The organism is Pseudomonas sp. HMSC08G10 (genome assembly GCF_001808425.1).
GTDB classification, from domain to species: domain Bacteria; phylum Pseudomonadota; class Gammaproteobacteria; order Pseudomonadales; family Pseudomonadaceae; genus Aquipseudomonas; species Aquipseudomonas guariconensis.
Genome location: NZ_KV793281.1, coordinates 31,953 through 58,543, shown reverse-complemented (window position 1 = coordinate 58,543; position 26,591 = coordinate 31,953). Strand labels below are relative to the sequence as shown.

At 62.7% G+C, this 26,591-nt stretch carries 24 protein-coding genes and 1 pseudogene; 9 read left to right on the top strand and 16 right to left on the bottom strand.

Annotation, left to right across the window (positions count from 1 at the left end; genetic code table 11):
- Position 1: 1 nt before the first annotated feature.
- The 9 genes from HMPREF3173_RS00255 to HMPREF3173_RS00215 form a co-directional block, all read right to left on the bottom strand.
- Positions 2 to 1,819 (bottom strand): ABC transporter ATP-binding protein/permease, encoded by a 1,818-nt coding sequence (locus HMPREF3173_RS00255; protein WP_070571045.1) that lies wholly within the window; start codon positions 1,817 to 1,819, stop codon positions 2 to 4.
- Positions 1,820 to 1,998: 179 nt separating this feature from the next.
- Positions 1,999 to 2,214 (bottom strand): formate dehydrogenase subunit delta, encoded by a 216-nt coding sequence (locus HMPREF3173_RS00250; RefSeq protein WP_070571044.1) that lies wholly within the window; start codon positions 2,212 to 2,214, stop codon positions 1,999 to 2,001.
- The gene (gene fdhF / locus HMPREF3173_RS00245; protein WP_070571043.1) at positions 2,211 to 5,096 is read right to left on the bottom strand and encodes a formate dehydrogenase subunit alpha; all 2,886 of its coding nucleotides are present in this window, start codon (positions 5,094 to 5,096) and stop codon (positions 2,211 to 2,213) included. Before fdhF ends, HMPREF3173_RS00250 begins: the two co-directional genes overlap by 4 nt.
- On the bottom strand, positions 5,093 to 6,652 hold the full coding sequence (locus HMPREF3173_RS00240) for a formate dehydrogenase beta subunit (RefSeq protein WP_043212921.1): 1,560 nt from the start codon (positions 6,650 to 6,652) through the stop codon (positions 5,093 to 5,095). The genes fdhF and HMPREF3173_RS00240 overlap by 4 nt, the downstream gene beginning before the upstream one ends.
- The gene (locus tag HMPREF3173_RS00235; RefSeq protein ID WP_043212943.1) at positions 6,646 to 7,128 is read right to left on the bottom strand and encodes a formate dehydrogenase subunit gamma; all 483 of its coding nucleotides are present in this window, start codon (positions 7,126 to 7,128) and stop codon (positions 6,646 to 6,648) included. The genes HMPREF3173_RS00240 and HMPREF3173_RS00235 overlap by 7 nt, the downstream gene beginning before the upstream one ends.
- A 408-nt stretch (positions 7,129 to 7,536) precedes the next feature.
- Positions 7,537 to 9,060 carry a histidine ammonia-lyase gene (gene hutH / locus HMPREF3173_RS00230; protein WP_070571042.1) on the bottom strand — a complete coding sequence of 508 codons (1,524 nt, stop codon included), beginning with the start codon at positions 9,058 to 9,060 and terminating at the stop codon, positions 7,537 to 7,539.
- A 12-nt stretch (positions 9,061 to 9,072) separates the two neighbouring features.
- Positions 9,073 to 9,891, bottom strand: coding sequence for a quaternary amine ABC transporter ATP-binding protein (locus HMPREF3173_RS00225; RefSeq protein WP_371906654.1), 819 nt, complete (start codon positions 9,889 to 9,891; stop codon positions 9,073 to 9,075).
- 11 nt (positions 9,892 to 9,902) lie between these two features.
- Positions 9,903 to 10,754, bottom strand: coding sequence for an ABC transporter permease (locus HMPREF3173_RS00220; RefSeq protein WP_070571041.1), 852 nt, complete (start codon positions 10,752 to 10,754; stop codon positions 9,903 to 9,905).
- 75 nt (positions 10,755 to 10,829) lie between these two features.
- The gene (locus HMPREF3173_RS00215) at positions 10,830 to 11,798 is read right to left on the bottom strand and encodes an ABC transporter substrate-binding protein (RefSeq protein ID WP_070571040.1); all 969 of its coding nucleotides are present in this window, start codon (positions 11,796 to 11,798) and stop codon (positions 10,830 to 10,832) included.
- Between the two features lie 174 nt (positions 11,799 to 11,972).
- Between HMPREF3173_RS00215 and HMPREF3173_RS00210 the strand changes: the two genes are divergently transcribed.
- Positions 11,973 to 12,887, top strand: coding sequence for a LysR family transcriptional regulator (locus tag HMPREF3173_RS00210; RefSeq protein ID WP_070571039.1), 915 nt, complete (start codon positions 11,973 to 11,975; stop codon positions 12,885 to 12,887).
- Positions 12,888 to 12,990: 103 nt separating this feature from the next.
- Here HMPREF3173_RS00210 and HMPREF3173_RS24745 read toward each other — a convergent pair.
- Positions 12,991 to 13,158: pseudogene (locus tag HMPREF3173_RS24745) on the bottom strand (site-specific integrase); the annotation flags it as partial.
- Between the two features lie 95 nt (positions 13,159 to 13,253).
- Here HMPREF3173_RS24745 and dusA point away from each other — a divergent pair.
- The 3 genes from dusA (at position 13,254) to HMPREF3173_RS00190 (ending at position 17,320) form a co-directional block, all read left to right on the top strand.
- On the top strand, positions 13,254 to 14,264 hold the full coding sequence (dusA, locus tag HMPREF3173_RS00200; RefSeq protein WP_070571037.1) for a tRNA dihydrouridine(20/20a) synthase DusA: 1,011 nt from the start codon (positions 13,254 to 13,256) through the stop codon (positions 14,262 to 14,264).
- Positions 14,265 to 14,386: 122 nt separating this feature from the next.
- The gene (tal, locus tag HMPREF3173_RS00195) at positions 14,387 to 15,313 is read left to right on the top strand and encodes a transaldolase (protein WP_070571036.1); all 927 of its coding nucleotides are present in this window, start codon (positions 14,387 to 14,389) and stop codon (positions 15,311 to 15,313) included.
- Positions 15,314 to 15,433: 120 nt separating this feature from the next.
- Positions 15,434 to 17,320, top strand: a complete 1,887-nt coding sequence (locus tag HMPREF3173_RS00190) for an alkaline phosphatase D family protein (RefSeq protein WP_070571035.1) — start codon at positions 15,434 to 15,436, stop codon at positions 17,318 to 17,320.
- A 123-nt stretch (positions 17,321 to 17,443) separates the two neighbouring features.
- On the opposite strand, the gene rssC is transcribed toward HMPREF3173_RS00190, so the two are convergent.
- Complete coding sequence (rssC, locus tag HMPREF3173_RS00185) at positions 17,444 to 17,926, bottom strand: anti-sigma factor antagonist RssC (RefSeq protein ID WP_008099230.1); 483 nt, start codon at positions 17,924 to 17,926, stop codon at positions 17,444 to 17,446.
- Complete coding sequence (gene rssB / locus HMPREF3173_RS00180; protein WP_043212903.1) at positions 17,923 to 19,107, bottom strand: two-component system response regulator RssB; 1,185 nt, start codon at positions 19,105 to 19,107, stop codon at positions 17,923 to 17,925. Before rssB ends, rssC begins: the two co-directional genes overlap by 4 nt.
- Before the next feature lie 269 nt (positions 19,108 to 19,376).
- On the opposite strand from rssB, the gene HMPREF3173_RS00175 reads away from it, so the two are divergent.
- Positions 19,377 to 19,676 carry a PilZ domain-containing protein gene (locus HMPREF3173_RS00175; protein WP_043212901.1) on the top strand — a complete coding sequence of 100 codons (300 nt, stop codon included), beginning with the start codon at positions 19,377 to 19,379 and terminating at the stop codon, positions 19,674 to 19,676.
- A gap of 53 nt (positions 19,677 to 19,729) precedes the next feature.
- Here HMPREF3173_RS00175 and HMPREF3173_RS00170 read toward each other — a convergent pair whose 3' ends face one another.
- A complete protein-coding gene (locus tag HMPREF3173_RS00170) occupies positions 19,730 to 20,437 on the bottom strand; it encodes an MlaA family lipoprotein (RefSeq protein WP_043212899.1) in 708 nt (235 codons plus the stop codon).
- 192 nt (positions 20,438 to 20,629) lie between these two features.
- Between HMPREF3173_RS00170 and HMPREF3173_RS00165 the strand changes: the two genes are divergently transcribed.
- Together HMPREF3173_RS00165 and HMPREF3173_RS00160 are read left to right on the top strand one after the other, a co-directional pair.
- Positions 20,630 to 21,193 (top strand): HAD superfamily inactivated hydrolase PcrP, encoded by a 564-nt coding sequence (locus HMPREF3173_RS00165; protein WP_070571034.1) that lies wholly within the window; start codon positions 20,630 to 20,632, stop codon positions 21,191 to 21,193.
- A gap of 123 nt (positions 21,194 to 21,316) precedes the next feature.
- Entirely contained in the window at positions 21,317 to 21,580 is a 264-nt protein-coding gene (locus tag HMPREF3173_RS00160; protein WP_043212894.1) for a DUF4404 family protein, read from the top strand.
- Positions 21,581 to 21,698: 118 nt separating this feature from the next.
- Here the strand turns inward: HMPREF3173_RS00160 and queF are convergent, their stop codons facing one another.
- Entirely contained in the window at positions 21,699 to 22,529 is an 831-nt protein-coding gene (gene queF / locus HMPREF3173_RS00155; RefSeq protein WP_070571033.1) for an NADPH-dependent 7-cyano-7-deazaguanine reductase QueF, read from the bottom strand.
- 67 nt (positions 22,530 to 22,596) lie between these two features.
- A complete protein-coding gene (locus HMPREF3173_RS00150; protein WP_070571032.1) occupies positions 22,597 to 23,085 on the bottom strand; it encodes a cupredoxin domain-containing protein in 489 nt (162 codons plus the stop codon).
- 199 nt (positions 23,086 to 23,284) lie between these two features.
- On the opposite strand from HMPREF3173_RS00150, the gene HMPREF3173_RS00145 reads away from it, so the two are divergent.
- Positions 23,285 to 23,965 (top strand): heavy metal response regulator transcription factor, encoded by a 681-nt coding sequence (locus HMPREF3173_RS00145; RefSeq protein ID WP_043212887.1) that lies wholly within the window; start codon positions 23,285 to 23,287, stop codon positions 23,963 to 23,965.
- A complete protein-coding gene (locus HMPREF3173_RS00140) occupies positions 23,962 to 25,314 on the top strand; it encodes a heavy metal sensor histidine kinase (protein ID WP_070571031.1) in 1,353 nt (450 codons plus the stop codon). Before HMPREF3173_RS00145 ends, HMPREF3173_RS00140 begins: the two co-directional genes overlap by 4 nt.
- A 24-nt stretch (positions 25,315 to 25,338) precedes the next feature.
- Here the strand turns inward: HMPREF3173_RS00140 and HMPREF3173_RS00135 are convergent, their stop codons facing one another.
- Entirely contained in the window at positions 25,339 to 26,583 is a 1,245-nt protein-coding gene (locus HMPREF3173_RS00135) for a lipoprotein-releasing ABC transporter permease subunit (RefSeq protein WP_070571058.1), read from the bottom strand.
- Positions 26,584 to 26,591 lie beyond the last annotated feature (8 nt).

The following is a 26,591-nucleotide window of genomic DNA, read 5'->3' as shown; positions in this document are numbered from 1 at the left end:
GCTAAGCCAGCACGTCTTGGGTCGGCTGCTGTTCAAGCAACGACCAAGCACCCTGCCCGTCCATTTCCAGGCGGTGGGTGTGGAACGTCGCCAGCGTGCTGCGGTGTCCGACACTGACCAGCAAGGTGTCAGGCATTTCGGAGCGCAGCAATGAATACAACGCATGCTCCAGCCCTTCGTCCATGGCCGAGGTGGACTCGTCGAGGAACACCACCTGTGGCCGGTTGAACAACAACCGTGCGAAGGCCAGGCGCTGCTGCTCGCCCACCGAGAGAATGTTCGACCAATCGTTGCTGACCTCCAGGCGCTCGGCCAGGTGGGCCAGGTTGACTTGACGCAGGGCCTGTTGCATGCGCGCATCGTCTGCGGCTGTCGCAGGCGCGGGATAAGCAATAGCGGTCCGCAAGTCACCCAACGGCAAGTATGGGCGCTGCGACAGGAACAACGCCTGGTTGCCCAGCGGCCGCCTGACCTCGCCCTCGGCATAAGGCCACAGGCCAGCCAGGGCGCGCAGCAAGGTGGTCTTGCCGCTGCCCGAAGGCCCTTTGATCAACAGCGCCTGGCCGGCACGCAGACGCAGGTCCAGGTCGGCGATCAGCGCATGGCCGTCCGGGCGCAATACCTGCAAGCCGGCGATATCCAGCCCCTGCGCCTGCTCCTGGGTGGTGACCCGAGGAAGCGTGCTGGCCTGTTGGTTGGCGTCGAGAAACCCGGTGAGACGGTCAAGGGTGGCGCGATATTGGGCGAAAGTGTCGTAGGACTCACGGAAGAACGACAGCGAATCCTGAACCTGGCCGAACGCCTGGGAGGTCTGCATCACATCCCCAAGCTTGATCGCCCCACTGAAGAACCGCGGCGCCTGGAGAATGAACGGAAACACCACGGCGACCTGGCTGATGCCCAGGTTGAAGCCATTGAACTTCAGGCTCCGATAGACCAGCGCCCAGACGTTGACGATCAGTGCGCCAAAGCGTCCCAGCAAGGTCCCCCGCTCGACCTGAGCCCCCTGGTAGAAAGCGATGTTCTCGGCGTTTTCACGCAGGCGCATCAGGGCATAACGGAAGTTCGCGGTGAGTTTTTCATTCAAGAAATTCAGGCGGATCAGCGGCCGCCCGAGGCGAAATGCGATCCACGTGGCGACGATCACATACAGGTACACCGCAAATACCATCGCCCGGGGGATTTCCACCCCACCCAGCGTCAAGGGCGCCGACAGCCCCCACAGAATCGCGGTGAACGCCACCAGCGAGACCAGCGCACTGACGGCGCCCAAGGCCAAGGACACCGAACCTGTGACGAACGCGTTGACATCCAGTTCGATACGCTGGTCAGGGTTGTCCACCGGCTCGGCGAGAAACCGCCCGCGGTAATAGGCATCGCCCTTCATCCAGTCTGCGGTCAGGCGCTCGGTGAGCCAGACACGCCAATGAATGTTGAACGCCTGGGTGACGTAATAGGTGAACAGCGAGCGCAGCACATGGATGGTGGCCAGCACCGCGAACACGCCCAGCAGGTACCAGAAGGCTGTCTGGTCCAGGGCCTGCAAGGCGCTGTAGAAGCCGTTGTACCAGAACGAGAACAGCACGTTCAGGCGCACCGAGAACAGCGTCAGCACCAGCAACAGGGCAAACACCAACAGCGGGCGCCAACTGCGTCTGAAACTGAAGTAAGGCCCGGCGAGGGACCAGAATTGACGCCCCCAACGCGTAAAGCGCACCGCCAAGGCGCCAGCGGCGGTGAAACCGATGAGGGTGATGATGGAGGCGATTGCGAGCCAGCTCAGGCTCTCTTGCAGGGCCTGGTGCCAGTTCATGTCCATAGCGGGGTATCCATTTGCGAGGTTTTTGCGAGCGTAGCATTCCCCGACGATTTATCTGGCATCCATGACGGACTTTTCATGTTTGCCAGGCGCCAATCGCGGGACACGTCGAAGCGCCTAACCTGCGCCCCGGCTTGCCCCGCGATCGGACTGCAAAGCAGCCCTGCTGGTCTACGGCCTCACGCCGCCTGCTGCAGCGCCTCCTTCACCAGCGGATCCACCCCCTCCCCGCCATCAGCCTGTAGCCGCTCCCCCAGTTGCCGACGCATCGCCGGCGTCCAGAAGCTTTGCAAATGCTGCCTCACGCCCTGCACTGCCAGCGCCCGGTCAGGCTCGCTGGCAAAGTACTGGGCGATCTGGTTGGCCATCTTGACCAGGCTGTCATGACCGCTCATCGACGCACCTCGGCTTTCTCGGATTTCTCGGCCTGGCGACGCTCCTTGAGCAGGCGCTGTTGCTCGTCACTGAACGCCTGATAGCGCTTCTGCCATTCCGAGGGCTGGAACACCTTGACCACCTCCACCGCCGTCACTTTGTACTCAGGGCAATTGGTGGCCCAGTCGGAGTTGTCGGTGGTGATCACGTTGGCGCCGGATTCGGGGAAGTGGAAGGTGGTGTACACCACCCCCGGTGCTACCCGGGAACTGACCTTGGCACGCAGTACGGTCTGCCCTGCCCGGCTGCCCACGCCTACCCAGTCGCCGTCGCTGATGCCACGGGCCTCGGCGTCGTTGGGGTGGATCTCCAGGCGGTCTTCGGCGTGCCAGGCAACGTTGCCGGTACGTCGGGTCTGGGCGCCGACGTTGTACTGGCTGAGGATACGGCCAGTGGTGAGCAGCAGCGGGAAGCGGCTGTTGACCTTCTCGTCGGTAGGCACGTAGCCGGTGAGCATGAAGCGCCCCTTGCCACGCACGAACTGGTCGATGTGCATGGTCGGGGTGCCGTCGGGCGCTGCGTCGTTGCACGGCCATTGCAGGCTGCCATGGCGGTCGATCTCGGCATAGCTGACCCGGTGGAAGGTCGGCGTCAGGCGGGCGATTTCGTCCATGATCTCGGACGGATGACGGTAGTCCATCCGATAGCCCAGGGCGTTGGCCAGGGCGACGGTGGCTTCCCAGTCGGCCTTGCCGGCCAGCGGGTCCATGACCTTGCGCACCCGCGAAATGCGGCGCTCGGCATTGGTGAAGGTGCCGTCCTTCTCCAGGAAGGAGCTGCCCGGCAGGAACACGTGGGCGAACTTGGCCGTCTCGTTGAGGAAGATGTCCTGCACCACCACGCACTCCATGGCCATCAAGGCCGCGGTCACGTGCTGGGTGTTGGGGTCGCTCTGGGCGATGTCTTCGCCCTGGCAGTAGAGCGCCTTGAAGCTGCCATCGAGGGCCGCCTCGAACATGTTGGGAATGCGCAGGCCCGGATCAGGCTGCAGGGTCACGCCCCAGGCCTGTTCGAACTCGGCGCGCACGGTTTCGTTGGAGATGTGCCGGTAGCCCGGCAGCTCGTGAGGGAACGAGCCCATGTCGCAGGAGCCCTGCACGTTGTTCTGTCCCCGCAGCGGGTTCACGCCCACGCCTTCACGGCCGACGTTGCCGGTGGCCATGGCCAGGTTGGCGATGCCCATCACCGCGGTACTGCCCTGGCTGTGCTCGGTGACCCCCAGGCCGTAGTAGATCGCCGCATTGCCGCCGGTGGCGTACAAGCGGGCGGCTTCGCGGATCTGCTCGGCAGGCACGCCGCACACCGGGCCAAGCGTCTCCGGGGCGTTTTCCGGCAGGCTGACGAAATCACGCCAGCGGGCGAAGTCTTGCGCCTCGCAGCGAGCATCGACGAACGGCTGGTCCACCAAGCCTTCAGTGACAATCACATGGGCCAGGGCGTTGAGCATGGCCACGTTGGTACCCGGACGCAGTTGCAGGTGCAACTCGGCGCGGGCGTGGGGCGAATCCACCAGGTCGATGCGCCGTGGGTCGATGACGATCAGCCGCGCGCCCTGGCGCAGCCGGCGCTTGAGCTGAGAGCCAAACACCGGGTGGGCGTCGGTGGGGTTGGCGCCGATCACCAGGATCACATCGGCCTGCATCACCGAGTCGAAGCTCTGGGTACCGGCGGACTCGCCCAAGGTCTGCTTGAGGCCATAGCCGGTCGGCGAATGGCACACCCGCGCGCAGGTATCGACGTTGTTGTTGCCGAAGGCGGCGCGTACCAGCTTCTGCACCAGGTACGCTTCTTCGTTTGTGCAACGGCTGGAGGTGATGCCGCCGATGGAGTCACGTCCATGCTTGAGCTGGATACGCCGGAACTCGCTGGCGGCATAGTTGACCGCCTCGTCCCAGCTGACCTCCTGCCACGGGTCGTTGATGTGCTTGCGGATCATCGGCTTGGTGACGCGATCCGGGTGGGTCGCATAGCCCCAGGCGAAGCGGCCCTTGACGCAGGCGTGGCCATGGTTGGCGCCGCCGTTCTTGTCCGGGACCATGCGCACCAGTTGGTCGCCCTTCATCTCGGCGCGGAACGAACAGCCCACGCCGCAGTAGGCGCAGGTGGTGATCACCGCACGCTCGGGCTGGCCCAGCTGGATCAGACTCTTCTCGCTCAGGGTCGCGGTCGGGCAGGCCTGCACGCAGGCGCCGCAGGACACGCACTCGGAGCTCAGGAAGTCGTCACCACCGGCCGCCGCCACGCGGGACTCGAAACCACGACCGGTGATGGTCAGGGCGAAGGTGCCCTGGATGTCTTCGCAGGCGCGCACGCAGCGGCTGCAGACGATGCACTTGCTCGGCTCGTAGTCGAAGTACGGGTTGGAGACGTCCTTCTTCTCCTCCAGGTGGTTGGCACCGTCGTAGCCGTAGCGCACCTCGCGCAGGCCGACCTGGCCCGCGACCGTCTGCAATTCGCAGTTGCCGTTTGCCGAACAGGTCAGGCAGTCCAGCGGGTGGTCGGAGATGTACAGCTCCATGACATTGCGCCGCAGATCGGCCAGGCGCGAGGTCTGGGTCCGCACCACCATGCCTTCGCTCACCGGCGTCGTGCACGAGGCCGGGTAGCCGCGCATGCCCTCGATTTCGACCATGCACATGCGGCAGGAGCCGAAGGCTTCCAGGCTGTCGGTGGCGCACAGTTTTGGAATAGTGGTGCCAAGCAAGGCCGCGGCGCGCATCACCGAGGTGCCGGCGGGCACGCTGATCTCACGGCCATCGATGACCAGGCTGACCTGCACGTCGCTTTCGCGGGCGGGGGTTCCCAGGTCGAGGTCGTTGGTGGGGTCGAAGAAATTGATCACTGGGCGGCCTCCGTGGTGGTCAGACCGAAGTCAGCAGGGAAATACTTGAGGGCACTGGCCACCGGGTACGAGGTCATCCCGCCCATGGCGCAGAGTGAGCCGTACTGCAGGGTGTCGCACAGGTCGCGCAGCAACAGCGCCTGGTCTTCACGCTCGGCCATGTCGGTGCTGGCGATCAGCCGATCCACCACTTCCATGCCGCGGGTCGAGCCAATCCGGCAAGGGGTGCATTTGCCGCAGGATTCCTCGGCGCAGAACTGCAAGGCAAAGCGGGCCATGCTCGCCATGTTCAGCGTGTCGTCAGCCACCACCACACCGCCGTGGCCCAGCATCGCGCCCATGGCGGCGAAGGCCTCGTAGTCCAGCGGCGTGTCGAAGCCACTGGGCGGCACCCAGGCGCCCAACGGCCCGCCCACCTGTGCGGCCTTGAGCGGCCGGCCACTGGCCGTGCCGCCACCGTAGCCTTCCACCAACTCACGCAGGGTAAGACCGAAGGCACGCTCCACCAGCCCGCCGTGGCGAATGTTGCCAGCGAGTTGGAACGGCATGGTACCCAGCGAGCGGCCCATGCCAAAGTCGCGATAGAACGCCGAACCCTTAGCCAGGATCACCGGCACCGAGGCCAGGGTGAGCACGTTGTGCACCAAGGTTGGCAGGCCGAACAGGCCTTCGAGGGCTGGCAACGGTGGTTTGGCCCGCACGATCCCCCGCTTGCCCTCGATGGACTCGAGCAGCGCGGTTTCCTCGCCGCAGATATAGGCGCCTGCGCCGACCCGCACTTCCAGGTCGAAGGCCAGGCCGCTGCCGGCGACGTCATCGCCCAGGTAGCCTGCCGCGCGGGCGATGTCGAAAGCGGCATTCAGTGCACGGATCGCATCCGGATACTCCGAACGCACATAGATGTAGCCCTTGGTGGCACCGACGGCCAGGCCGGCGATGGCCATGCCCTCGATCAGCAGGAAGGGGTCGCCTTCCATCAGCATGCGGTCGGCGAACGTGCCGGAGTCACCTTCGTCGGCATTGCAGACCACGTACTTCTGCGCAGCCTGCGCGTCACGTACGGTGCGCCACTTGATACCTGCCGGGAATGCCGCCCCCCCCCGGCCACGCAGGCCAGAGTCGAGCACCGCCGCGACCACGTCCGCGCCATCGAGCGCCACGGCCCGGGTCAGGCCTTCGAAGCCCCCGTGGGCGCGGTAGTCCTCGAGCGACAAGGGCCGGGTGATACCGGCACGGGCGAACAGCAAGCGCTGCTGGGTTTTCAGATACGGGATCTCGGCCACCGGCCCCAGGGCCAGCGAATGGCCCGCCGGCTCGCTCACCAAGGCATCCAGCAGGCTCGGCACATCTTCGGCGGCAACCGGGCCAAAGCCCAAGCGCTCGCCGGCCTGTTCCACTTCGACCAGCGGCTCCAGCCAATAGAGGCCGCGAGAGCTGGTGCGTTGAATGTCCACCGGCAGCTGTCGGCGCTCGGCCTCGCGGGCCAGTGCATCGGCGACCTGGTCGGCGCCTACCGCGCGGGCGACCGAATCGCACGGAACGAATAGCTTCAGCATGCTTCTTCCTCCCGGCAGCCGTTGACCAAGGCGCTCAGGCGCTCAGGAGTCAGGCGCGCGTGCAGTTGCCCGTCCAGTTCCAGAGCTGGCGAACAGGCGCACGCACCCAGGCAATACACCGGCCGCAGACTGATGGCGCCATCGGCGGTGGTGCCGTGATCGTCCAGCGCCAACTGCTCACGCAATTGCGCGGCCAGCGCCTCGGCGCCCCGGCTCTGGCAGGACTCGGCCCGGCACAGGCGCAAGGTATGGCGCGCCGGGGGCGAAGTACGGAAATCGTGATAGAAGCTGATCACCCCGCGCACCTCAGCCAGGCTGAGGTTCAGGGCATGGGCGATTTCAGGGACGGCGACGTCAGGCACGTAGCCTGCGTCTTCCTGGATGGCATGGAGGATCGGCAGCAAGGCACCGGCGGTGTCCTTGTAGCGCTCCAGCACGCGCTGGATCAATGGCAGGTGAAGCGTCTCTTCAGGCATACAGCGGACCTCGGCATCACGGACCGCTGCAGGGCAAGCGTCCGGCGTCTTCTGCTGCGGCGCACCGTCCATGTCACGGTCACATGGTCACCGGGCGCCCTCCGTACCTAGGCCCTGCGTCTGCGCGCAGTGGGTCCGTAGGCATCCTGCAAGCATGGCACCCCTGGCGCTGGAAGGTTGCGCCCAAGCGACAGGGCTCATTCTGAAACCGACGCGGGGATGGTACGTCTGCGATCGAATCTGCCTGGCGTCTTCCGGCGCCTTGGTTTTCCAAAGCCAAGCACAACGCCGCCAAGCAGAAGAACGATTGTCACGCCCAACGCTCTCTCAGCTGGCACTTTGCCGACATTGCATCGGCATGTGACCTGCACGATTCGAAGCCATGGGACCGTCAGGCGCTTACATCTGTCACAACAGGTCGGGGAATGCAGCGCCAAGCAGGACCGGATCCTTCAGGATCGATGCACTGCTGGCGATATCCGGGGCCAGCCAACGGTCCTGGGCATAGGCCGGGACCCGTTCGCGCAACAACCGCCAGGCAATGTCGGTACCGGCGCCAAAGCGTTGCTGCTTGAGGAACTCGAACGCTTGGGCCGCCAACAGGTATTCGATGGCGAGGATCTGCGTACAGTTCTCCAGAGCCCGGTGCAGCTTCAACCCGGCATTGGTGCCCATGCTCAAGTGGTCCTCCTGCAGCCCGGAGGTGACGTAGTTGTCGATGACTGCCGGTTGTGCCAACTGACGGTTTTCCGCACAGAGTGAAGCGGCCACGTACTGGACAATCATCATGCCCGAATTCACACCCGGTTGGCTGACCAGAAAAGCCGGCAAACCGCTTACCAACGGGTTGATCAGGCGATCGAGACGACGCTCGGCAATGGCCCCGATTTCGGCCACCGCGATGGCCAGCAAGTCGGCCGCCATGGCCACGGACTGGCCGTGCGGATTGGCCTGGGAAACCACCCGGTACGACTCGGGTGTACCCAGCAACATCGGGTTGTCGGTAGAGGAGTTGAGTTCGGTCTCGATCTGCCGCGCCGCGTGTGCCAACTGATCGCGCGCGGCGCCATGCACCTGCGGAATCGAGCGAATGCTCAAGGCATCCTGGGTGCGAATGCCACGGCTGCTGGCAATGATCTCGCTGCCGTCCAGCAGGCGGCGCAAGTTGCTGCCCACACGCTGCATGCCCGGGTGCGGTTTCATCGCGATGATTTCAGGGTCGAAGGCATCGAACTGGCCACGCAGGGCCTCGAAGCTCATGGCGCCGATGACATCGGCCCATTGGCTCAAGCGCGTGGCGTCGTCCAGGGACAGGCAGGCCAGGCCGGTCATGCACGGGGTGCCGTTGACCAGGCACAGACCATCCTTGGCTCCCAGTTTCAGCGGTGACAGGCCGACCTCGGCCAAGGCTTGCTGCGCCGGCACGATCTGGCCACGGTAGCTGACCTGGCCGACGCCCAACAAGCTGATACTGATATGGGCCATGTGGGTCAGGTAGCCCACCGACCCCTGTTTCGGCACCTGCGGGGTGATGTGCTCGTTGAGCAGCGTCAGCAGCGCCTCGACCACCTTGCGCTGCAAGCCGGAACGGCCCTGGCAGAAATTGATGATCGCCGCGCACATGATCGCCCGGGTCTGTTCGTCCGACAGCGCCGTACCCACGCCACAGGCATGGCTGAGCAAGGTGTTGCGCGACAGCTGGCTGAGTTGTTCGTCCTGCAACGACACATTGCACAGGGCGCCAAGCCCGGTATTGACGCCATAGGCGCGCTCACCGCTGGCAACGATGCGCTGGACGATCGCCTGAGCGTTCTCGATCCGCGCCCAGGCCGACGGGGCCAGCTCAAGCTTCGCCCCATGCCGCGCCACGGCTACCACATCCTGCCAGCGCATAGGCGCTTCGGCGATGATGATTCTTTCGGCAATCGACATACACGTGGTTCCTTAAAGCGAAGCTACGCGGCGTTGCACGAAACGATCGACGTATTCGTCCGCAGGCTGGTAGAGGATTTCCTTCGGTGTGCCGACCTGGATCAGGCGACCGTCCTTGAGAATGGCAATCCGGTTGCCGATACGCACCGCTTCGTCCAGATCGTGCGTAATGAAGACGATGGTCTTGTGCAGGGTTTTCTGCAGCTCAAGCAACTGGTCCTGCATTTCGGCGCGAATCAGCGGATCGAGCGCACTGAAGGCTTCGTCCATGAGGATGATGTCGGTATCGGCGGCCAAGGCTCGGGCCAGGCCGACGCGTTGACGCATGCCACCCGACAACTGATGCGGGTACGATTTTTCGTAGCCCTTGAGGCCCACGGTGTTGATCCAGTGCAGCGCTCGCTCAGCGCACATGGCCTTGCTCTCACCACGGACTTTCAGGCCATACGCGACGTTGTCCAGCACGGTGCGGTGCGGCAACAGGCCAAAGCTCTGGAACACCATGCTGATCTTGTGCCGGCGGAATTCGCGCAGGGCTTGCATGTCGTATTGCAGGATGTTCTCGCCATCGACCAGGATCTCGCCGCTGGTCGGCTCGATCAGACGGTTGAAATGACGCACCAGGGTCGACTTGCCCGAACCCGACAGCCCCATGATCACGAAGATCTCGCCGCTGCCGATGGACAGCGAGAGATCGTTGACCCCGACCACGCAGCCGGTTTGGGCCAGCACCTGATCCTTGGCTTTTTTCTGGCGGATCATTTGCAGGGCATCTTCGGCGCGAGCACCGAAAACCTTGAAGACATGCTTGACTTCGATCTTGTTCATCATCGGCTTGTCGCTCATTTGCCCACCCCATGCCGTGGCCGGCCATAGGCCTGGGTAATACGGTCGATCACGACCGCCAGAATCACGATGGCCAGGCCCGCTTCCAGGCCGCGGCCCACGTTCAGGGTCTGGATGCCGACCAGCACATCTTCACCCAAGCCACGAGCACCGATCATCGAGGCGATGACCACCATCGACAGGGCCATCATGGTGGTCTGGTTGATCCCGGCCATGATGCTCGGCAATGCCAGTGGCAACTGCACGCCGAACAGTTGCTGCAGGCGATTGGCACCAAAGGCATTGATCGCCTCCATGACCTCGCCGTCCACCTGGCGAATGCCTAGATCGGTCAGGCGAATGAGCGGCGGAGCGGCATAGATGACGGTGGCAAAGATCGCCGGCACCTTGCCCAGGCCGAACAGCATCAGGACCGGAATCAGGTACACGAAGCTGGGCATGGTCTGCATGATGTCGAGCAATGGCATCAGCACCGCCCGCAGCCGATCGTTACGCGCCGAAAGGACACCCAGCGGAATGCCGACCAGGACCGAGATCAGCGTGGCCACCAGCATCAGCGCCAAGGTCTGCATCAGCTTGTCCCACAGGCCTACCGCACCGACCAGGAACAGCAAGCCGACGATCACCACCGTGGTCACGACTTTACGGGTGGAGTGCCAGGCAATGCCCGCGACGATGGCCAGGACCAGCCACCAAGGAGTTGCGCGTAGCAGGCCTTCGAGGTTGACGATGGCCCATAACAGGGTGTCGGAAATGTGCCGGAACACGTCACCGTAGTTGCTTACCAGCGCATCGACCCAGCCATTGACCCAGTCGGCAATGGAAAATGTGAAGTTTTTCGGAAACATGGAATTGTCTCGAGCAAGTGCATGGAGCGGACTGTCGCGTGGCCTGTCCGGCAGGAGCCGGACGACCCCACAGGCTCAGAGTGCTGCGCTTACCTTTTTGGCAGCGTCTTCGCTGACCCAGCTGTGCCAGATTTCGGGGTGTTCCTTGAGGAACAACCTGGCCAGCTCGGGCGACTCGATACGGTCCTTGCTCATGCGCGCCAGGTTCTGGTTCAGCAGGTCGATCGGCAGATTGATCTTTTCGAGCACCGCCACCAGTTCCGGCGCCTGCTCATGGAAGGCCTTCGACACCCCAACCTTGATGGTCACGGATTTATCCACACCGGGTTGCTCGTCCAGCTTGACCAGGTCGGCCTGGCCCATCAGCGGGGTCGGCGACCAGTAATAGAACAGGATCGGCTCGCCGCGCTTGTAGCTCGACAGAACGGCGGCATCCAGTGCCGGGCCGGTGCCCGGGCGGAAGTTGGTATAGGCGTTTTCCAGACCATAGCGCTTGAGCATTTCGCTGTTGTCCAGCTCACAGGTCCAACCAGCCGGGCAATTGTAGAAGCGCCCTTTGTCCGGCTCCTCCGGGTCCTTGAAGACTTGGGCGTATTGCTTCAGATCGGCGATGCTCTTGAGGTTCGGCGCCTTGGCTTCGAGATTGCGCCCGGCATCGCCTTCGATCACATAACGCGGCACATACCAGCCTTCGACCGCACCAACCACCGGCGAGCCGATGCCGACGACCTTGCCGGCCGCCGCAGCCTTGTTCCAGACCTCGCTGCGCCCTACCCACTCTTCAGCAAACACCTGGATATCGTTGCTGCTCAGGGCGTTTTCCATGGAAATGGAATTACCCGGCAGGCTGTCGGTTTCACAGCCATAACCATTTTTCAGCACGAACTGCATCACGTCGGTGAGCAGCATCCCGCTTTCCCAGTTCAAGCCGGCGAATTTCACCGGCTTGCCAGACTCGCACCAGCCGGCCGCCTGGCTGACGCCAGCAGACGCCAGCAGCCCGAAAGAAAGTGTCGTAGTCAGCAGAGCCTTTGTAATTGTCATTGTGACGCTCCCAAACAAGAACATTGATTGCAGTAGTCGAGGGCATCCGGCCCAAAGAGGGACGCCAGACTGGCTGACGACCCTTGCCTTGGTGAGCACTGCGTGGGCGAAATATTTCATAACCTAAAAAAAGGATAAAATAATAAGTACTGATGCATCACAAAGGTAAAACCTATGAAGTTCACACTGCGGCAACTTCGCTATGCGCTCGCAGCGGCCAAGCACGGAAACCTGACCACTGCCGCCATGGAACTTCATGTTTCACAACCCTCCATCTCGGCGGCCATCACCGAACTGGAGGAGGTCCTGGGGCAATCCATCTTCATACGCCAACGTGGCCTTGGCATATCGCTGACCCCTTTCGGTCGTACCGTCATGGTCCAGGCCCGTCGCGTTCTGGCAGAAGCTCAGACCTTTGCCGAGATCAATACCAATGCAGGCGAGTGCGTCGGGGAATTGGTGGTAGGATGCTTTGAAGACCTGGCGCCCTACTGCCTGCCACAAATCGTGCGACGGATGCAGGAGTCCTGCCCAAGGGTCACTGTCGATATGCGCGATGGCAGCTTCGATTATGTTGGCAAGCGGCTGGCTGAGGGGGCGATTGAGTTGGCGATCACCTACGACCTGGGTTTACCGCCGAACACTCAATGCACTCAACTGTGTCAGTTGACCGCTCAGGTACTGCTCTCGGCCAATCACCCACTGGCCAAACAGTCGCGTGTCAGTCTCAAGGCGCTCTCCGAATACACCTTGGTCGTCACCGATCAGGCCCAAAGTTGGCAGCATGTGCTAGACCTGTTCAGCTTTTACGATCTGTCACCCGCGGTCGTGCACCGGGTGCGCACGTTCGAGTTGCAGCGTAGCCTCGTCGCAAATGGATTTGGCGTTGCGCTGATCTACACCCGGCCGTTTGGTGACCGCAGTTATGACGGTCAAGCGCTGGTATGTCGGCCGACCGAGGAAAAACTGCCAACGCATAGCATCGTGCTGGCGCATGATCAGCGCTATCCGTTGACGCCTTCGGCTGAGGCGTTCAAGGCGTTGGCGGTGGCCTGGTTCGCGGAAAGACCGTCGTTTGCATCCGAATGAACAACGGGTGGGCAAGCCCTGATTGGTCGATGGCCTACCTTAAGTGAATCACTGCTCGCGTCCACCGGCACCTGCAGAGACACCTCAGAGACAACCACTCCACCAACCCGGTCTTCCGTCGCTTCACCCAAGCCTGCGCTGCCTGCTTGCGGGCGAACGTCTGGGCTTCTTGGTAGACTAGGGCACCGTTTATCTCGAGGCGGATCTGGACGGTATCGCTCACCGTACCATCGGCCTTTTTCCTTGCTCTGATCGTTGCCCTATTTTCGATGGTACAAGCGCGTTTAGCAGTGGTACATCCCACCACTGTCACACCCAAAACGCCTTCAAAACCCCGGAAGATGGTACAAAAATGCGTAGACCAGAATGCCCTTAGAAACAGCCTTAACACCACAAACCACGCGCCCTGAGCCCTCTCGGCGATTTAGCGTTGCACCGATGATGGATTGGACCGATCGCCATTGCCGGTTCTTCCTGCGCCTGCTCTCCAAGCACGCCCTGCTCTACACCGAAATGGTCACCACCGGTGCGCTGCTGCACAACGATGCCCATCGCTTCCTGCGCCATGACGACACAGAGCATCCGCTGGCCTTGCAGCTGGGCGGCAGTGTGCCGGCGGAGCTGGCGGCGTGCGCGCGGCTGGCCGAGGATGCCGGCTACGATGAGGTCAACCTCAACGTCGGCTGCCCGAGCGACCGGGTGCAGAACAACATGATCGGCGCCTGCCTGATGGGGCATCCGGCGCTGGTGGCCGATTGCGTCAAGGCCATGCGCGATGCGGTGGCTATTCCGGTCACGGTCAAGCACCGCATCGGCATCAATGGCCGTGACAGCTACGCCGAACTGTGCGATTTCGTGGGTCAGGTGCGTGACGCGGGTTGCCGCAGCTTCACCGTGCATGCGCGTATCGCCATCCTCGAAGGCCTGTCGCCCAAGGAGAACCGCGAGATCCCGCCGCTGCGCTATGACGTGGCTGCGCGACTGAAGGCCGATTTTCCGGATCTGGAGCTGGTGCTCAATGGCGGTATCAAGACGTTGGAAGAATGCCATGCGCACCTGCAGACCTTCGACGGCGTGATGCTGGGCCGCGAGGCCTACCACAACCCGTACCTGCTGGCCGAAGTGGACCAGCAGCTATTCGGCAGCACCGCCCCGGTGGTCAGCCGCAGCGAGGCGCTGGAGAAGCTGCGCCCGTACATCGTCGCGCATTTGCAAAGCGGCGGCGCCATGCATCACATCACCCGCCATATCCTCGGCCTGGGCCAGGGTTTCCCTGGCGCCCGACGCTTCCGCCAACTGCTGTCGGCGGACATCCACAAAGCCCCGGAGCCCCTGGCGATCTTCGACCAGGCCGCCGAGCTGCTGCAAGGCCGCTGAGGGAACCCCCGGCGCGCTTTCGACTCGAACCTTCATTCCCTCGCCCGACCTGCCCCGCCGGCCCTTGAGTGGCCGTCGGGGCTCGGGTAATGTCGAGTCATTGCACAGGACAGAGCACGCCCATGACCTCCAAGCTGGAACAACTCAAGCAGTTCACCACCGTGGTCGCCGACACCGGGGACCTAGACGCCATCACCCGCCTCAAGCCGGTCGACGCCACCACCAACCCATCGTTGCTGCTCAAGGCCGCGGCGATCCCGGGTTACGCGGACCTGCTCAAGCAGGTCAAGAGCGATGCCAAGGGCAATGTGGACCTGGCCTGCGACAAGTTTGCCGTGGCCGTGGGCGCGGGCATCCTCAAGGTCATTCCCGGGCGTATCTCCACCGAGGTCGACGCTCGCCTGTCGTTCGACGAACCCGCGCTGCTGGCCAAGGCCCGCCAACTGATCAGCCTGTACGAGCAGGCCGGCGTGCCGCGTGATCGCGTGCTGATCAAGCTGGCCTCCACGTGGGAAGGTATCCGCGCCGCCGAGAAGCTGGAAAAAGAAGGCATCCAGACCAACCTGACCCTGCTGTTCTCCTTCGCCCAGGCCCAGGCCTGCGCCGATGCCGGGGTGTTCCTGATCTCGCCGTTCGTGGGCCGCATCTACGACTGGTACAAGAAAAGCACCGGCAAGGAGTATGTCGGCGCCGAAGACCCAGGCGTGCAGTCGGTGACGCGCATCTACAACTACTACAAGGCCAACGGCTACGACACGGTGGTGATGGGCGCAAGCTTCCGCAACATCGGCCAGATCGAGCAACTGGCCGGCTGCGACCGCCTGACCATCAGCCCCGAATTGCTGCAGCAACTGAGCGATGACCAAGGCCAACTACCGCGAATCCTCAAGCCAGGCAACGCCGGCGAGGCCAAACAGCATCTGAGCGAAAGCCAGTTCCGCTGGGCGATGAACGAAGACGCCATGGGCACCGAGAAACTGGCCGAAGGCATCCGTCAGTTCGCCCGTGATCAGGAGAAGCTGGAAGCGTTGATGGCTGAAAAAGCCTGATACATATTTGGGTTGCCCTACGGGCGGGAGATGCCGAGCATTTTCCGCCCGTTTTCATTTGCGGCACCTTCAAACTGCCTTGCCCGCCAGCCCTGGGCACACACGACTGAAAACCAATCGATGCCACCGAACACCGCACTTCCCCCTGTCCTTGCAGGCCCCGTCCTGCGCCGGCTGGAGCCTCAACGCCTGGCAATCTGGCTGGTCGCCACACAGCCGCTTCGCCCCACGTTCGTTCTCGATGCGCCATCCGTCACGACAAGGCTGGCCTGCGAGGTGATCCCCATCGGCACGCAGGCCTTCGTTCACCTGCTGGATATCCACTTCGACCAGCCACTGCCGTACAACACCGCCATCCCCTATGACCTGTTGCTCGATGATGGCCAGGGGATCGCCGACTGGGCTCCTCACCTGCTCTACCCCGGTAGCCAACGCCCAAGCTTCGTGTTGCATGAACGCCTCGAGCAGTTGCTCCATGGCTCCTGCCGCAAGCCTCACTACCCGGCTGCCGATGGCCTGCTGTGCGCGGACCGCCTCCTGCAGCAGTGCCAGCTACCCGAGGAACGCCCGGCGCTGCTGCTGATGAGCGGTGACCAGGTCTATGCCGATGATGTCGCCGGGCCCATGCTGCGCGCCATCCACACGCTGATCGAACGCCTGGGCCTGTTCGGCGAGACCCTGGAAGGTGCATTGGTCGCCGACAGCGCTGCGCTGTATCGTCACCCTGCCAGCTATTACCACCGCGCGGACCTGCTACCCGCCCAGCAGGGCAACGAAACCCTGCGCGAGCGCTTCTTCGGCGGCAAGCGCAAACCGATCTTCTCCAGCAGCAACGCCGACAATCATCTGGTGACCTTCGCCGAGGTCATGGCCATGTACCTGCTGGTCTGGTCCCCCGTGCCCTGGGCGCTGGTACGCCTGGACATGCCCGAGGGCCTGACCGACAAGCGTCAGGCGCGCTACCGGCAGGAATTGCCACAGATCGAAGCATTCGCCGCCAACCTCGATCGGGTCGCACGGGTGATGGCACACCTGCCCTGCCTGATGATCTTCGATGACCACGACATCACCGACGACTGGAACCTGTCGGCGCAATGGGAAGAGACCGCCTATGGGCATCCCTTCTCGCGTCGGATCATCGGCAATGCGCTGCTCGGTTACCTGCTCTGCCAGGGCTGGGGCAACGATCCGGACAGCTGCCGGGCGCTGATCGAGCCGTGCAAGGCCCTGGGCGAACGCAGCCTGCAACAACGCCTGGACGCCCAGGCCCAGGACACGCTGATCGACCAGTTGCTGCGCTTTCAGGGCTGGCAATTCAGCCTGGCCACCGAGCCACCACTGCTGGTGCTGGACACCCGCACCCGTCGCTGGCGCAGCGAGAGCAGCCTGAAAAAGCCTTCAGGCCTGCTCGACTGGGAAGCCTTGTGCGAACTGCAGCAGGCACTGCTGGATCATCCTTCGGCGATCATCGTGTCGCCGGCACCGATCTTCGGGGTCAAGCTGATCGAGACGGTCCAGCGCGTGTTCAGTTGGCTGGGCTACCCGTTGTTGGTGGATGCGGAAAACTGGATGGCCCATCGCGGCGCAGCACAGGTGATTCTCAACATCTTCAGCCATTCGCGTACCCCTGGGCACTATGTAGTCCTGTCGGGCGACGTGCACTATTCGTTCGTCTATGAGGTGTTGATCCGCCACCGTCAGCGCAGCCCGCACCTGTGGCAGATCACCAGCAGCGGTATCAAAAACCAGTTTCCCAAGCGCCTGCTGGACGTACTGGACCGCCTGAACCGTTGGCTCTATGCCCCGCGTTCGCCACTCAACTGGTTCACCAAGCGCCGACAAATGGAAGTGGTGCCGCGCACACCCAGCCGCAGCCAGGCGGGTGAGCGACTGTGGAATGGCGCAGGGCTGGGGCAGGTATGGTTCGATGAGCAGGGGCGGCCGACGCGGGTGTTCCAGCTGAGCGCCGCGGGGAACGAAGCTACAGAGTTTACGCAGCGAGAGTGACAGCGGCGGCCTGCGCTTGGCGCTTCACGGGTAAACCCGCTCCCACTGGAATACCGCGAGCCGCAAAGCTTGTGAGGGATAGGGGAACGGGTTCACCCGCGAAGGGATCGACACAGGAAAGAATCAGGTGCGCTCCAAGGCGCTGACCAGATCGTGGAAGGCCTCACGGTTGGAATCGTTCAGCCCCATGAGGATCTTGTGCGCCTCCAGCACCTTGGAACGCACGACATCTTCGTTCTGGTCCTGGGATGGCAGATCGGTCAGGCACTCCGGGCACGGCACCGGACGATCGACGATGTTGAACACCTGATCGAAGCCCATGGACTGCAGCAACCGAGAGATGTCCGGGTTGGTGGTGACCACGGTCGGCAACAGGCCGACCTTCTGCCGGGACAGGATCGACAGTTTGGCCAGCAGGCCAAGCGTGGTGCTGTCGATGCTCTCGGTCTCGGTCAGATCGATGACGATGGCCGAGAAGTTCAGCGCGGTGAAGATCTTTTCGATCGTTGCATCCAGCGCCGAACACAGGGTCAGGCGCACTTCACCGACGAACTTCAGAACAAAGGTCCCGCTCTGCTCGGCGAACTGGATTCTACCGGTACTCATTCAAGGTTCCTGCTCAACACCAATAGGGCGATATCATCCGGCATCTCCCCAAGCGTAGCCAATCCAAATCGTTGGCGCAGCCCGTCCAGGCTGCCCCCCGCGTCCTTGACGATCTCCGGCAAGGTCGCTTCCTTATCTTTGAGTGTATCCCCTGGCAAAAGGTCCAGAATGCCATCGGACATCAGGGTCAGACTGAAGCGCGACGGCAGCTCCAGCACCTGGTCCTGGTAACTGGCCTCTTCGAACAACCCAACCGGCAGGCCACGGCCTTCCAGGTAACGAGCCTGTCCCGGGGTGTAAAGCACCGGCAGCGGCAGATGGCCGCCAACACTGTAGGTCATCAACCCGGTTTCCTCGTCGATCACCCCACCCACCATGGTCACGTGCTTGCCCAGCTTGCAGTTGATCAGACCACGGTTGATGTGGCTGAGCACCTCGGAAGGCTTGAATTCGCGCATCTTGCCGCTGCGCTTGAATTCGAACAGCAAGCGGGTGGTCATGAACTTCAGCAGCACGGTGACGAACGCCGAGGACGCGCCGTGACCGGAGACATCGGCCAGGTAGAAGGCGATACGTCGCTCATCGACCCGGAAGTAATCCGCAAAATCACCCGACAGGTACAGCGACGGAATGATCTGGTGCTCGAACGACAAATCGCCCGCTGTCCACGGGCTTTCCGGCAGCATGTTCATCTGCACCTGGCGACCGGCGTTCTGGTCCTCCTGGAGCAGGTGCAGGCTGGCTTCCAGCTCACGGTTGGCGGCCTCGAGCTTGTCGCGGTAGCGCTGGTTTTCCAGCACCAGGCGCGAACGGTCGAGTGCGCGGCGAACCGAGTGTTCGAGCACGGCCAGGTCTTCCAGGGGCTTTATCAGGTAGTCGGCGGCTCCCAGGCGCAAGGCCTCGACCGCATCGTTCATGACACCGGCTCCGGAGACCACGATCACCGGCAACTGCGGCGCCCGCTCGCTGATCCGACGGATCAGTTCGAGGCCACCCATCTGCGGCATGCGCAGATCGCAGATCACGAGGTCGGGCTGGTGTTCTTCGAAGACCTGGAGCCCCTGCTGGCCATTGCCGGCCTGGAGGACGCTGAAGCCACTGTCTTCCAGATAGGCGGCGAGGCTGGCACGGACCACGTCGTCGTCATCGATGATCAGCAGCGTTGCACTGGTTTTCTGCATGTGGGCGAACGGCGCCGGATTGGTTGGCGTAGCGACGTCAGCAAGGCAGACGGCGGCTACAGGGATACTCTGTGGCGACTCTCTACTTGAGTTGTAGGACAAGAAAACTGGCCCGGCAACTGGCAGAGGTGCCTTGTAAGGCGCAGACGGTACTCCCATCCGCCAAGCGTTTCAAGCCATGCGACGGTCGACTTCCCCGCACTTTACAGGGCAAATCACCGAGAGTTATAAGAAAGCCGATCCGTGCAACCCAATGGGAAGGATGCAGCATGCCTCAGACCCCCACGAACCACAGCGAGAAACGCGACTTCATTCGCATGCGTATCGATGCCGGCGTCACCCTCCTGCATGCGGGCCAGGTGATATCGGCCGTCTGCCTCGACCTCTCCAGTGGCGGCATGCAGGTACAGGCCGAGCAACATTTCGAGGTCGGTGACAAAGTGCAGGCACGGATCGAATCCGACCACCCTGCCCTCAAGGGCCTGGAAGCCAGCACCGAGGTAGTGTGGATCGCCGATCAACCCGGCGGCGAGCAGAAGTTCGGTTTGCGCATCCTGGCCCTGCATTGAAGCAAAGACGAAAAAGGCGACCCGAAGGTCGCCTTTTTACATACCCGCACGAATCAGAAGTCGTCTTCGACTTCCCCATCCTTGACCTTGAACTCACGGTTCTGCAGGTAAGCGTTGCGGATGAACACGTACTTGTCGCCAGTGATCAGTTTTTCTGCCGACAACAGGTTGGCCCGGGTGTCGATCACGTCCAGGGCGAAGATCGAGTTGCGCGTCGGCACGTGGTCGATATAGCGGTAGGGTTCGGTGTAGGTGTCCGGGTACTTGGCCAGGCCATCGCGCACGGTGCTTGGACCCAGGAATGGAATGACCACATAAGGACCGCTGCCCAAGCCCCAATAGCCAAGGGTCTGGCCGAAGTCTTCGTCGTTGCGCTGCAGCCCCATCTTGGTACCGACGTCGAAGAAGCCGCCCAGGCCGAACGTGGTGTTGACGATCAGGCGCGCTGTGTCGACGCCCGCGGCATGGGGCTTGAGCTGCAGCACATCATTGACTAGGTTGGTGACATCGCCCAAGTTGCGGAAGATATTGTGGATACCATCTTCGAGGAACTGCGGGGTGACGGCCTGATAACCCTTAGCCAATGGCTTGAGGGCATAGGTGTCGAGGGTATCGTTGAACTTGAAGATCGGTCGGTTGACCGATTCCCAGGGATCTTCCTCGGTGGCCGCCTGGGTGGCTGCCACGGGCGCCAGCAGCAGGCTGGCGCAGACACAGGCCTGGGTGAATCGCTCGATCACTCCGGCACCGATCCTACGCATAGATGTTTCTCCATCGGATTTGACGGCAGCAGGCACATGAGTGCGCTGCGAAATTAAGACGCCAGTATAAAGGCTCATCGGCTGATAAGCAGCTTTACACATTTTTAATCAAGATTATGTGAACAACCGTTGCGATGTCATCCACCGGTAACAGGCGCCCGCTAGCCTGCGGAGTATTTGAGGGACGCTGCCATGGAAGCTGCATCTGCCTTCACCGCCGTACTCTTCGGACTGCGTGGCTGCCTGGTCCAGGCGGTCAACGGCACTCCCCGCCCCGCCCCTGGGGCCTTGGACATCCTGTCGGTCCTGCGTGAACGCCAGGTACCGTGCATGTGGCTCGATGAACTGGGCGCCAGCCAGGGCAAACGCTTGGCCAACGTGTTGCCGGACTGGCTGCCCGGGCAAGCGCTCAATGATTGCCCCTGGCCCGCGCCGAACGCCTGTTGGCAGGCGTTGATGACCCTGCGCAGCACCCGCCTGGACGGCTGTGTGCTGGTCAGCGGGGAGCCGCGCCTGCTGCAATCGGCCCTCAACGCCGGGCTATGGACGGTAGGCCTGGCCAACAGCAGCCCATCATGCGAGGTCGGCTCCAGCCAGTGGCAAGCCATGACCGAGCAGGCGCGCGAACTGGCCCGCGGCAAGGCCACCCTGGAGCTGTTCGGACTCGGCGTACACTCGGTGATCGACCATCTGGAAGCACTGGATACATGCCTGGCGGACATCGCCCTGCGCCGGCGCAAGGGCGAAAAGCCCTGATACAGGGTCGTTGACGCCGATCATGCAAAGCGCCTGCAGGTGGATTACGCTTGGAAACAGGCCAGAACCTTTGCACCACCGCGAAGGTCCATGCCTTGCCAAGCCATAGAGGGAGAACACCCAATGCCCGCCCGCGAACTGCAAGAGCGACTCAATAGCCTGCGCGAGCAACTGGATCGGAATGTACCGCTGTCGGACGAAGAACTGGCCAGTCTGCACGAGGAAGCGAGGCAGATAGAGGCGCAACTCAAGCTTGAGGAAGCCACCCCCGACAACAACCTGGTTGACGGTGTGAACCTCGCCATTGAACGCTTCGAGGTCGACCACCCCGACCTGACCGCCACACTGCGCAATATTGCCAACTATCTCCACAGCATGGGTATCTGACCCTGCTCATCCGGGGCTGCTGCGCAGCCCTCTCACGACACAAGGCCGCTCCTACGGACATCGTGCTGTAGGAGCGGCCTTGTGTCGCGAACAGAGCCCGCCGCGGACAACGCCAAACTTACTGACGAACGAGCCGCTGATTGTCTGGGCTGATCGCCCCGGTGCTGCGGTAAGGGTTGATGTCCAGGCCACCACGACGCACATAGCGCGCATATACGGTCAGGTGCTCCGGTTTGAGCAGGCGCAAGAGATCCAGATAAATGCGTTCGACGCACTGCTCATGGAAGTCCGAATGCTGGCGGAAGCTCACCAGGTAGCTCAACAGACTCGCATGATCCAGCGCCAGGCCTTTGTACGCCACCACGACACTTCCCCAGTCCGGTTGCCCGGTGACCGGGCAGTTGGACTTGAGCAAATGGCTGTGCACTGCCTCCTCGACAACGCGCTGCGGGTCGCATTGCAGCAATTCAGGCCGGGGCTGCTCGTAGTTGCTGATGCTTACATCCAGATCATCGATGCAATGGCCTGGCAGCGCTACCACGCCCTGGGCCTCGACATCCGCCAAGGTACGAACCCGAACAGTGACAGACTTGCCCGCGGCGGCGGACAGGTCTCTCTCCAGGCAAACCTGAAGTTCGCGGGTGGAGGCGAAGACAGTCTGGTTCAAGGAGTTGAGGTAAAGCTTGAACGACTTGGATTCGATGATGTTGGGCGAATCGGCCGGAATGGCGAACTCACCGATGGCCACCACCGGCTTGCCCGAAGGCAGCAACCAGGACAGCTCGAAACAGTTCCAGTAGTCCACGCCCTGCCACGGCAGGGTTTGGGCGGTCACGCCCAACTCGGCCCATTTGGCCGCGCGCGGAATAGGGAACAGCAACGAAGGGGTGTAGGTGGCGATGTACTCGCTGGACTTGCCCAGCGGGGAATGTTCGGCGGCGGGATGCATGGACCTGACCTGAAGACTCGTGATGGCCCTCATTCTACCGGTTTTGCATCCCGCCTTGGGGTCGAAGTCACTCGATGGTCAGTTTCCCGACCATGCCGGCCTGGTAATGGCCCGGCACGTTGCAGGCGAACTCGATAGGCGCAGACTTGCGGAAGGTCCAAGTCAACTCGGCACGCTGGCCAGGCTGCACCAGCACCGTATTGCCGCCGTCATGACCGTGCCCGCCCATCATCGCACCGTGGTCCATGCCTTCATGGTTCATGCTCATGCCTGTCATGGCCATCATCTGCTTCTGATGCGCGGCATGCATGGCCGCGTCGCCCAGGTTGAATTCGTGGGGCAGTTTGCCCTGATTGACCAGGACGAAGCGCACAGTCTCGCCCGCCTTGACCTCGAGGCCGGCCGGCTCGAAGGCGATGTCCTTGAGTATGACTTCCACGGTGCGAGTGGCCTTGGATGCCGGGGCTGGTTCGCCGAACGCGAAGGTTTTTGCTTCGCTTGCCAAAATGGGCAGGCTGACCAGGGCCAGGGCGGCGGCGATGAACAGGTGCTTCATGAAGACTCCAAACAGACGCAGCAGGATGAGACTCACTCTATAAGGCTCCGCTGGCGCTTAGCTGACAGTCGGATTACAACTTTGTCAGCTTGGTTGCCGCTTGCCGGAGTCACGTATCATTTCAGCCGTCACCTCCTGCGAACGCGGGCTTCCCCGCCCCACCGAGGCAGGTGCGTACTTTTCGAATTATGGACAGGACATGAAACTGCTGATCGTCGAAGACCAGGTCAAGACCGGCCAATACCTGCGCCAAGGGCTCAGCGAAGCCGGCTTTGCCACCGAACTCGCCTGTGATGGCGACACCGGCCAGCACCTGGCCTTGACTGGCGATCATGACCTGCTGATTCTCGATGTCATGCTCCCGGGGCGCAACGGCTGGCAGATCCTCCAGGCGGTACGCCAGGCTGGCCTGGAAACTCCAGTACTGTTCCTCACCGCCCGCGATGCCGTGGAAGACCGGGTCCATGGTCTGGAGCTGGGCGCGGACGACTATCTGGTCAAACCCTTCGCCTTCTCCGAGCTGTTGGCCAGGGTGCGCACGCTGCTTCGCCGGGGCGCCAACTCCAGCCAGGATACGCAACTGGGTCTGGCCGACCTGCGCCTGGACCTGATCCGCCGCCGCGCCGAACGCGCCGGCCAACGTATCGACCTGACCGCCAAGGAGTTCGCCCTGCTCGAACTGCTGTTGCGCCGCCAGGGCGAGGTACTGCCCAAATCGCTGATCGCCTCGCAAGTCTGGGACATGAATTTCGACAGCGACACCAATGTCATCGAGGTGGCGATCCGCCGCCTGCGCCTGAAGATCGACGATCACCATGACAACAAGCTGATCCATACCGTGCGCGGCATGGGCTACGTACTCGAGGAGCGCCACGACTGATGCCGCGCGTGTCCCTAGGCGGGCGTCTGGCCCTGCTGTTCGCCGTTTGCACGGCGGCCGTCTCGCTGACCGCCGGCCTGCTGTTCAGCCGCGCCAGCGAACGGCACTTCATCGAACTGGACCAGCAACTGCTCAATGGCCGGCTGTCCTTGATGCGCACCTTGCTCGAAGGCGTCACCCGCCCTGCCGACCTGGCGTCGCGCTTGCCCGCCCTTCGCAACGAACTGAGCCACCAGGCCGATCTGGCCTTGCGCATCCGCGGTGCGGATGGCGCGCTGTGGTTCGACAGCCGCAACGACTTGCCAGATACCCCCAGCCACACCGGGCTTACCACCCTGCATGCCGATGGCGTTGACTACCGCAGCCTGTGCATCCAACTGGACGAAGGCAGCCCAGACTCGGCCCAATTGACCCTCTTGCTGGACATCACCCACCACCAACACTTCCTGCAAGGCATGCAGCGTCTGATCTGGCTGACCGTCGGCCTCTCGGCTTTGGCCACCGCCCTGCTCGGCGCCTGGGCTGCTCGGCGCGGGCTGCGGCCCTTGCGCCAAATGGGCGAAGTGGCTGCCAGGGTCAATGCCCGTTCCCTGACCACCCGATTGCCCGTGGCCCAGATGCCCGAGGAGCTGGCCGAGCTGGCCACCACCGTCAATGCCATGCTGCAACGCCTGGATGATGCCTTTCAGCGCCTGTCGGCGTTTTCCGCCGACATCGCCCATGAGCTGCGCACACCGCTGTCCAACCTGCTGACCCACACCCAGGTCACCCTCACCCGTCCACGCAGCCTCGACGAGTATCGCGAGGCGTTGCACGGCAATTTGGAGGAACTGCAATGGATGGCCCAACTGGTCAATGACATGCTCTACCTGGCCAAGGCCGATCACGGCCTGCTAATGCCCAACCGCGAGGCGTTGGACCTGGCGGTGGAGCTGGATGCCTTGCTGGAATACTACGCGCCGCTGGCCGAGGACGCCGAGGTGCGCCTGGTGCGCGAAGGCGAGGCGCGGCTGGAGGGTGACCGACATATGCTACGCAGGGCATTGTCCAATCTGCTGGACAACGCCCTGCGTTTCACGACGCAAGGTGGGGAGATCCGTGTGTCGCTGCAGCCCGGGGCTCACATCGTCGTCGCCAACACCGGTCCTGCAATTGAACCGGCTGTTCTGCCCAGGCTTTTCGACCGTTTCTATCGGGCAGATCCCGCCCGACGGGAAGGCAGCAGCGAACATGCGGGATTGGGTCTGGCGATTACCCGTTCGATCATCCAGGCCCATGGCGGAAGCATCCGCGCCGAGTGCGCGCAGGGTTGGACGCGGTTCGTGATCGAGCTGCCCGAAACGTTGTGAAGGGGCCGCCATGGCCCCTTCAGATCACTCGTAACGCAGCGCCATCGCCGGCTCCACCTGGGAAGCCCGATACGCGGGATAAAGGGTGGCCAGGAAGCTCATGACCAGCCCCGCGGTGCAGATGATCGCCACATCTCCCCATTGCAGGTCAGAGGGCAGGCTGCTGATGAAGTACACGTCGGACGTGAAGATGTGCTGCCCGCTGATCCGCTCCAGCCAGCCCACGATCTGGCTGACATTGAGGGCCGCGATCACGCCGAGCACACCACCGATCAAGGTACCGACGATACCGATCAGCGAGCCTTGGACCATGAAGGTCCCCATGATCTGCGCAGGCGTCGCACCGATGGTGCGCAGGATGGCAATGTCCGAACCCTTGTCGTTCACCACCATCACCAATGTGGCGATGATGTTGAATGCGGCCACCGCGATGATCATCATCAGCAACAGGCCGATCATGGTCTTTTCCATCTTCATGGCACTGAACAGGCTGCCTTGTGTGTGGGACCAGTCATCGGCGCGATAGGCATCGCCCAGGCCTGCGGCGATTGCCTTGGACACCTGGGGTGCGGCGTACAGGTCGTGCAGTTTCAGGCGCACCCCCTGCACGCTACCCGACGCCCAGCGCTGCATGTCGCCGGCATCGGCAACATGGATGTAAGCCTGGGAACCGTCGAGCTCGGCGCCCACCTTGAAGATGCCGACCACGGTCAAGCGCTGCATGCGCGGCGTGATACCGCCAGGGGCCTTGCTGATTTCAGGGACGATAAGCGTCAGCTTGTCGCCGGTATTGAGACGAAAACGCCGCGCGGTGAGCTCACCGATGACCACGCCATACTCGCCGGGTACCAGGTCCTGCAGGCGCCCCTGAACGATATGCTGACCGACGATGGAGACCTTGCCCTCCTCGGCCGGGTCGATACCACTGACCTGGATCGGCTGCATCGCCCCCTTATAGGACAACATGCCTTCCATTTCCGTGATGGGCGCAGCTGCGACCACGGCAGGATTCTTCAGCGCCGCATCGGCCACCTTGCGCCAGTCATTCAGCGGCTGCACCCCCAGGATGCTGGCGTGTGGCACCAGCCCAAGGATGCGCGAGCTCATCTCACGCTGGAAACCGTTCATCACCGACAGCACCACGATCATCGCCAGCACGCCCAGAGACAGGCCGATCATCGAGGTCATGGAAATGAACGAGATGAATTGGTTGCGGCGCTTGGCACGGGTGTAGCGAGCACCGATGAACAAGGGCAAGGGTCTGAACATGTACGAGA

Coding starts and splice junctions, on each gene's coding strand:
- HMPREF3173_RS00255 (WP_070571045.1), bottom strand. CDS start 1,819: ATGGACATGAACTGGCACCAGGCCCTGCAAGAGAGCCTGAGCTGGCTC.
- HMPREF3173_RS00250 (WP_070571044.1), bottom strand. CDS start 2,214: ATGAGCGGTCATGACAGCCTGGTCAAGATGGCCAACCAGATCGCCCAG.
- HMPREF3173_RS00240 (WP_043212921.1), bottom strand. CDS start 6,652: ATGCTGAAGCTATTCGTTCCGTGCGATTCGGTCGCCCGCGCGGTAGGC.
- HMPREF3173_RS00235 (WP_043212943.1), bottom strand. CDS start 7,128: ATGCCTGAAGAGACGCTTCACCTGCCATTGATCCAGCGCGTGCTGGAG.
- hutH (WP_070571042.1), bottom strand. CDS start 9,060: ATGTCGATTGCCGAAAGAATCATCATCGCCGAAGCGCCTATGCGCTGG.
- HMPREF3173_RS00225 (WP_371906654.1), bottom strand. CDS start 9,891: ATGATGAACAAGATCGAAGTCAAGCATGTCTTCAAGGTTTTCGGTGCT.
- HMPREF3173_RS00220 (WP_070571041.1), bottom strand. CDS start 10,754: ATGTTTCCGAAAAACTTCACATTTTCCATTGCCGACTGGGTCAATGGC.
- HMPREF3173_RS00215 (WP_070571040.1), bottom strand. CDS start 11,798: ATGACAATTACAAAGGCTCTGCTGACTACGACACTTTCTTTCGGGCTG.
- HMPREF3173_RS00210 (WP_070571039.1), top strand. CDS start 11,973: ATGAAGTTCACACTGCGGCAACTTCGCTATGCGCTCGCAGCGGCCAAG.
- dusA (WP_070571037.1), top strand. CDS start 13,254: ATGCCCTTAGAAACAGCCTTAACACCACAAACCACGCGCCCTGAGCCC.
- tal (WP_070571036.1), top strand. CDS start 14,387: ATGACCTCCAAGCTGGAACAACTCAAGCAGTTCACCACCGTGGTCGCC.
- HMPREF3173_RS00190 (WP_070571035.1), top strand. CDS start 15,434: ATGCCACCGAACACCGCACTTCCCCCTGTCCTTGCAGGCCCCGTCCTG.
- rssC (WP_008099230.1), bottom strand. CDS start 17,926: ATGAGTACCGGTAGAATCCAGTTCGCCGAGCAGAGCGGGACCTTTGTT.
- rssB (WP_043212903.1), bottom strand. CDS start 19,107: ATGCAGAAAACCAGTGCAACGCTGCTGATCATCGATGACGACGACGTG.
- HMPREF3173_RS00175 (WP_043212901.1), top strand. CDS start 19,377: ATGCCTCAGACCCCCACGAACCACAGCGAGAAACGCGACTTCATTCGC.
- HMPREF3173_RS00170 (WP_043212899.1), bottom strand. CDS start 20,437: ATGCGTAGGATCGGTGCCGGAGTGATCGAGCGATTCACCCAGGCCTGT.
- HMPREF3173_RS00165 (WP_070571034.1), top strand. CDS start 20,630: ATGGAAGCTGCATCTGCCTTCACCGCCGTACTCTTCGGACTGCGTGGC.
- HMPREF3173_RS00160 (WP_043212894.1), top strand. CDS start 21,317: ATGCCCGCCCGCGAACTGCAAGAGCGACTCAATAGCCTGCGCGAGCAA.
- queF (WP_070571033.1), bottom strand. CDS start 22,529: ATGCATCCCGCCGCCGAACATTCCCCGCTGGGCAAGTCCAGCGAGTAC.
- HMPREF3173_RS00150 (WP_070571032.1), bottom strand. CDS start 23,085: ATGAAGCACCTGTTCATCGCCGCCGCCCTGGCCCTGGTCAGCCTGCCC.
- HMPREF3173_RS00145 (WP_043212887.1), top strand. CDS start 23,285: ATGAAACTGCTGATCGTCGAAGACCAGGTCAAGACCGGCCAATACCTG.
- HMPREF3173_RS00135 (WP_070571058.1), bottom strand. CDS start 26,583: ATGTTCAGACCCTTGCCCTTGTTCATCGGTGCTCGCTACACCCGTGCC.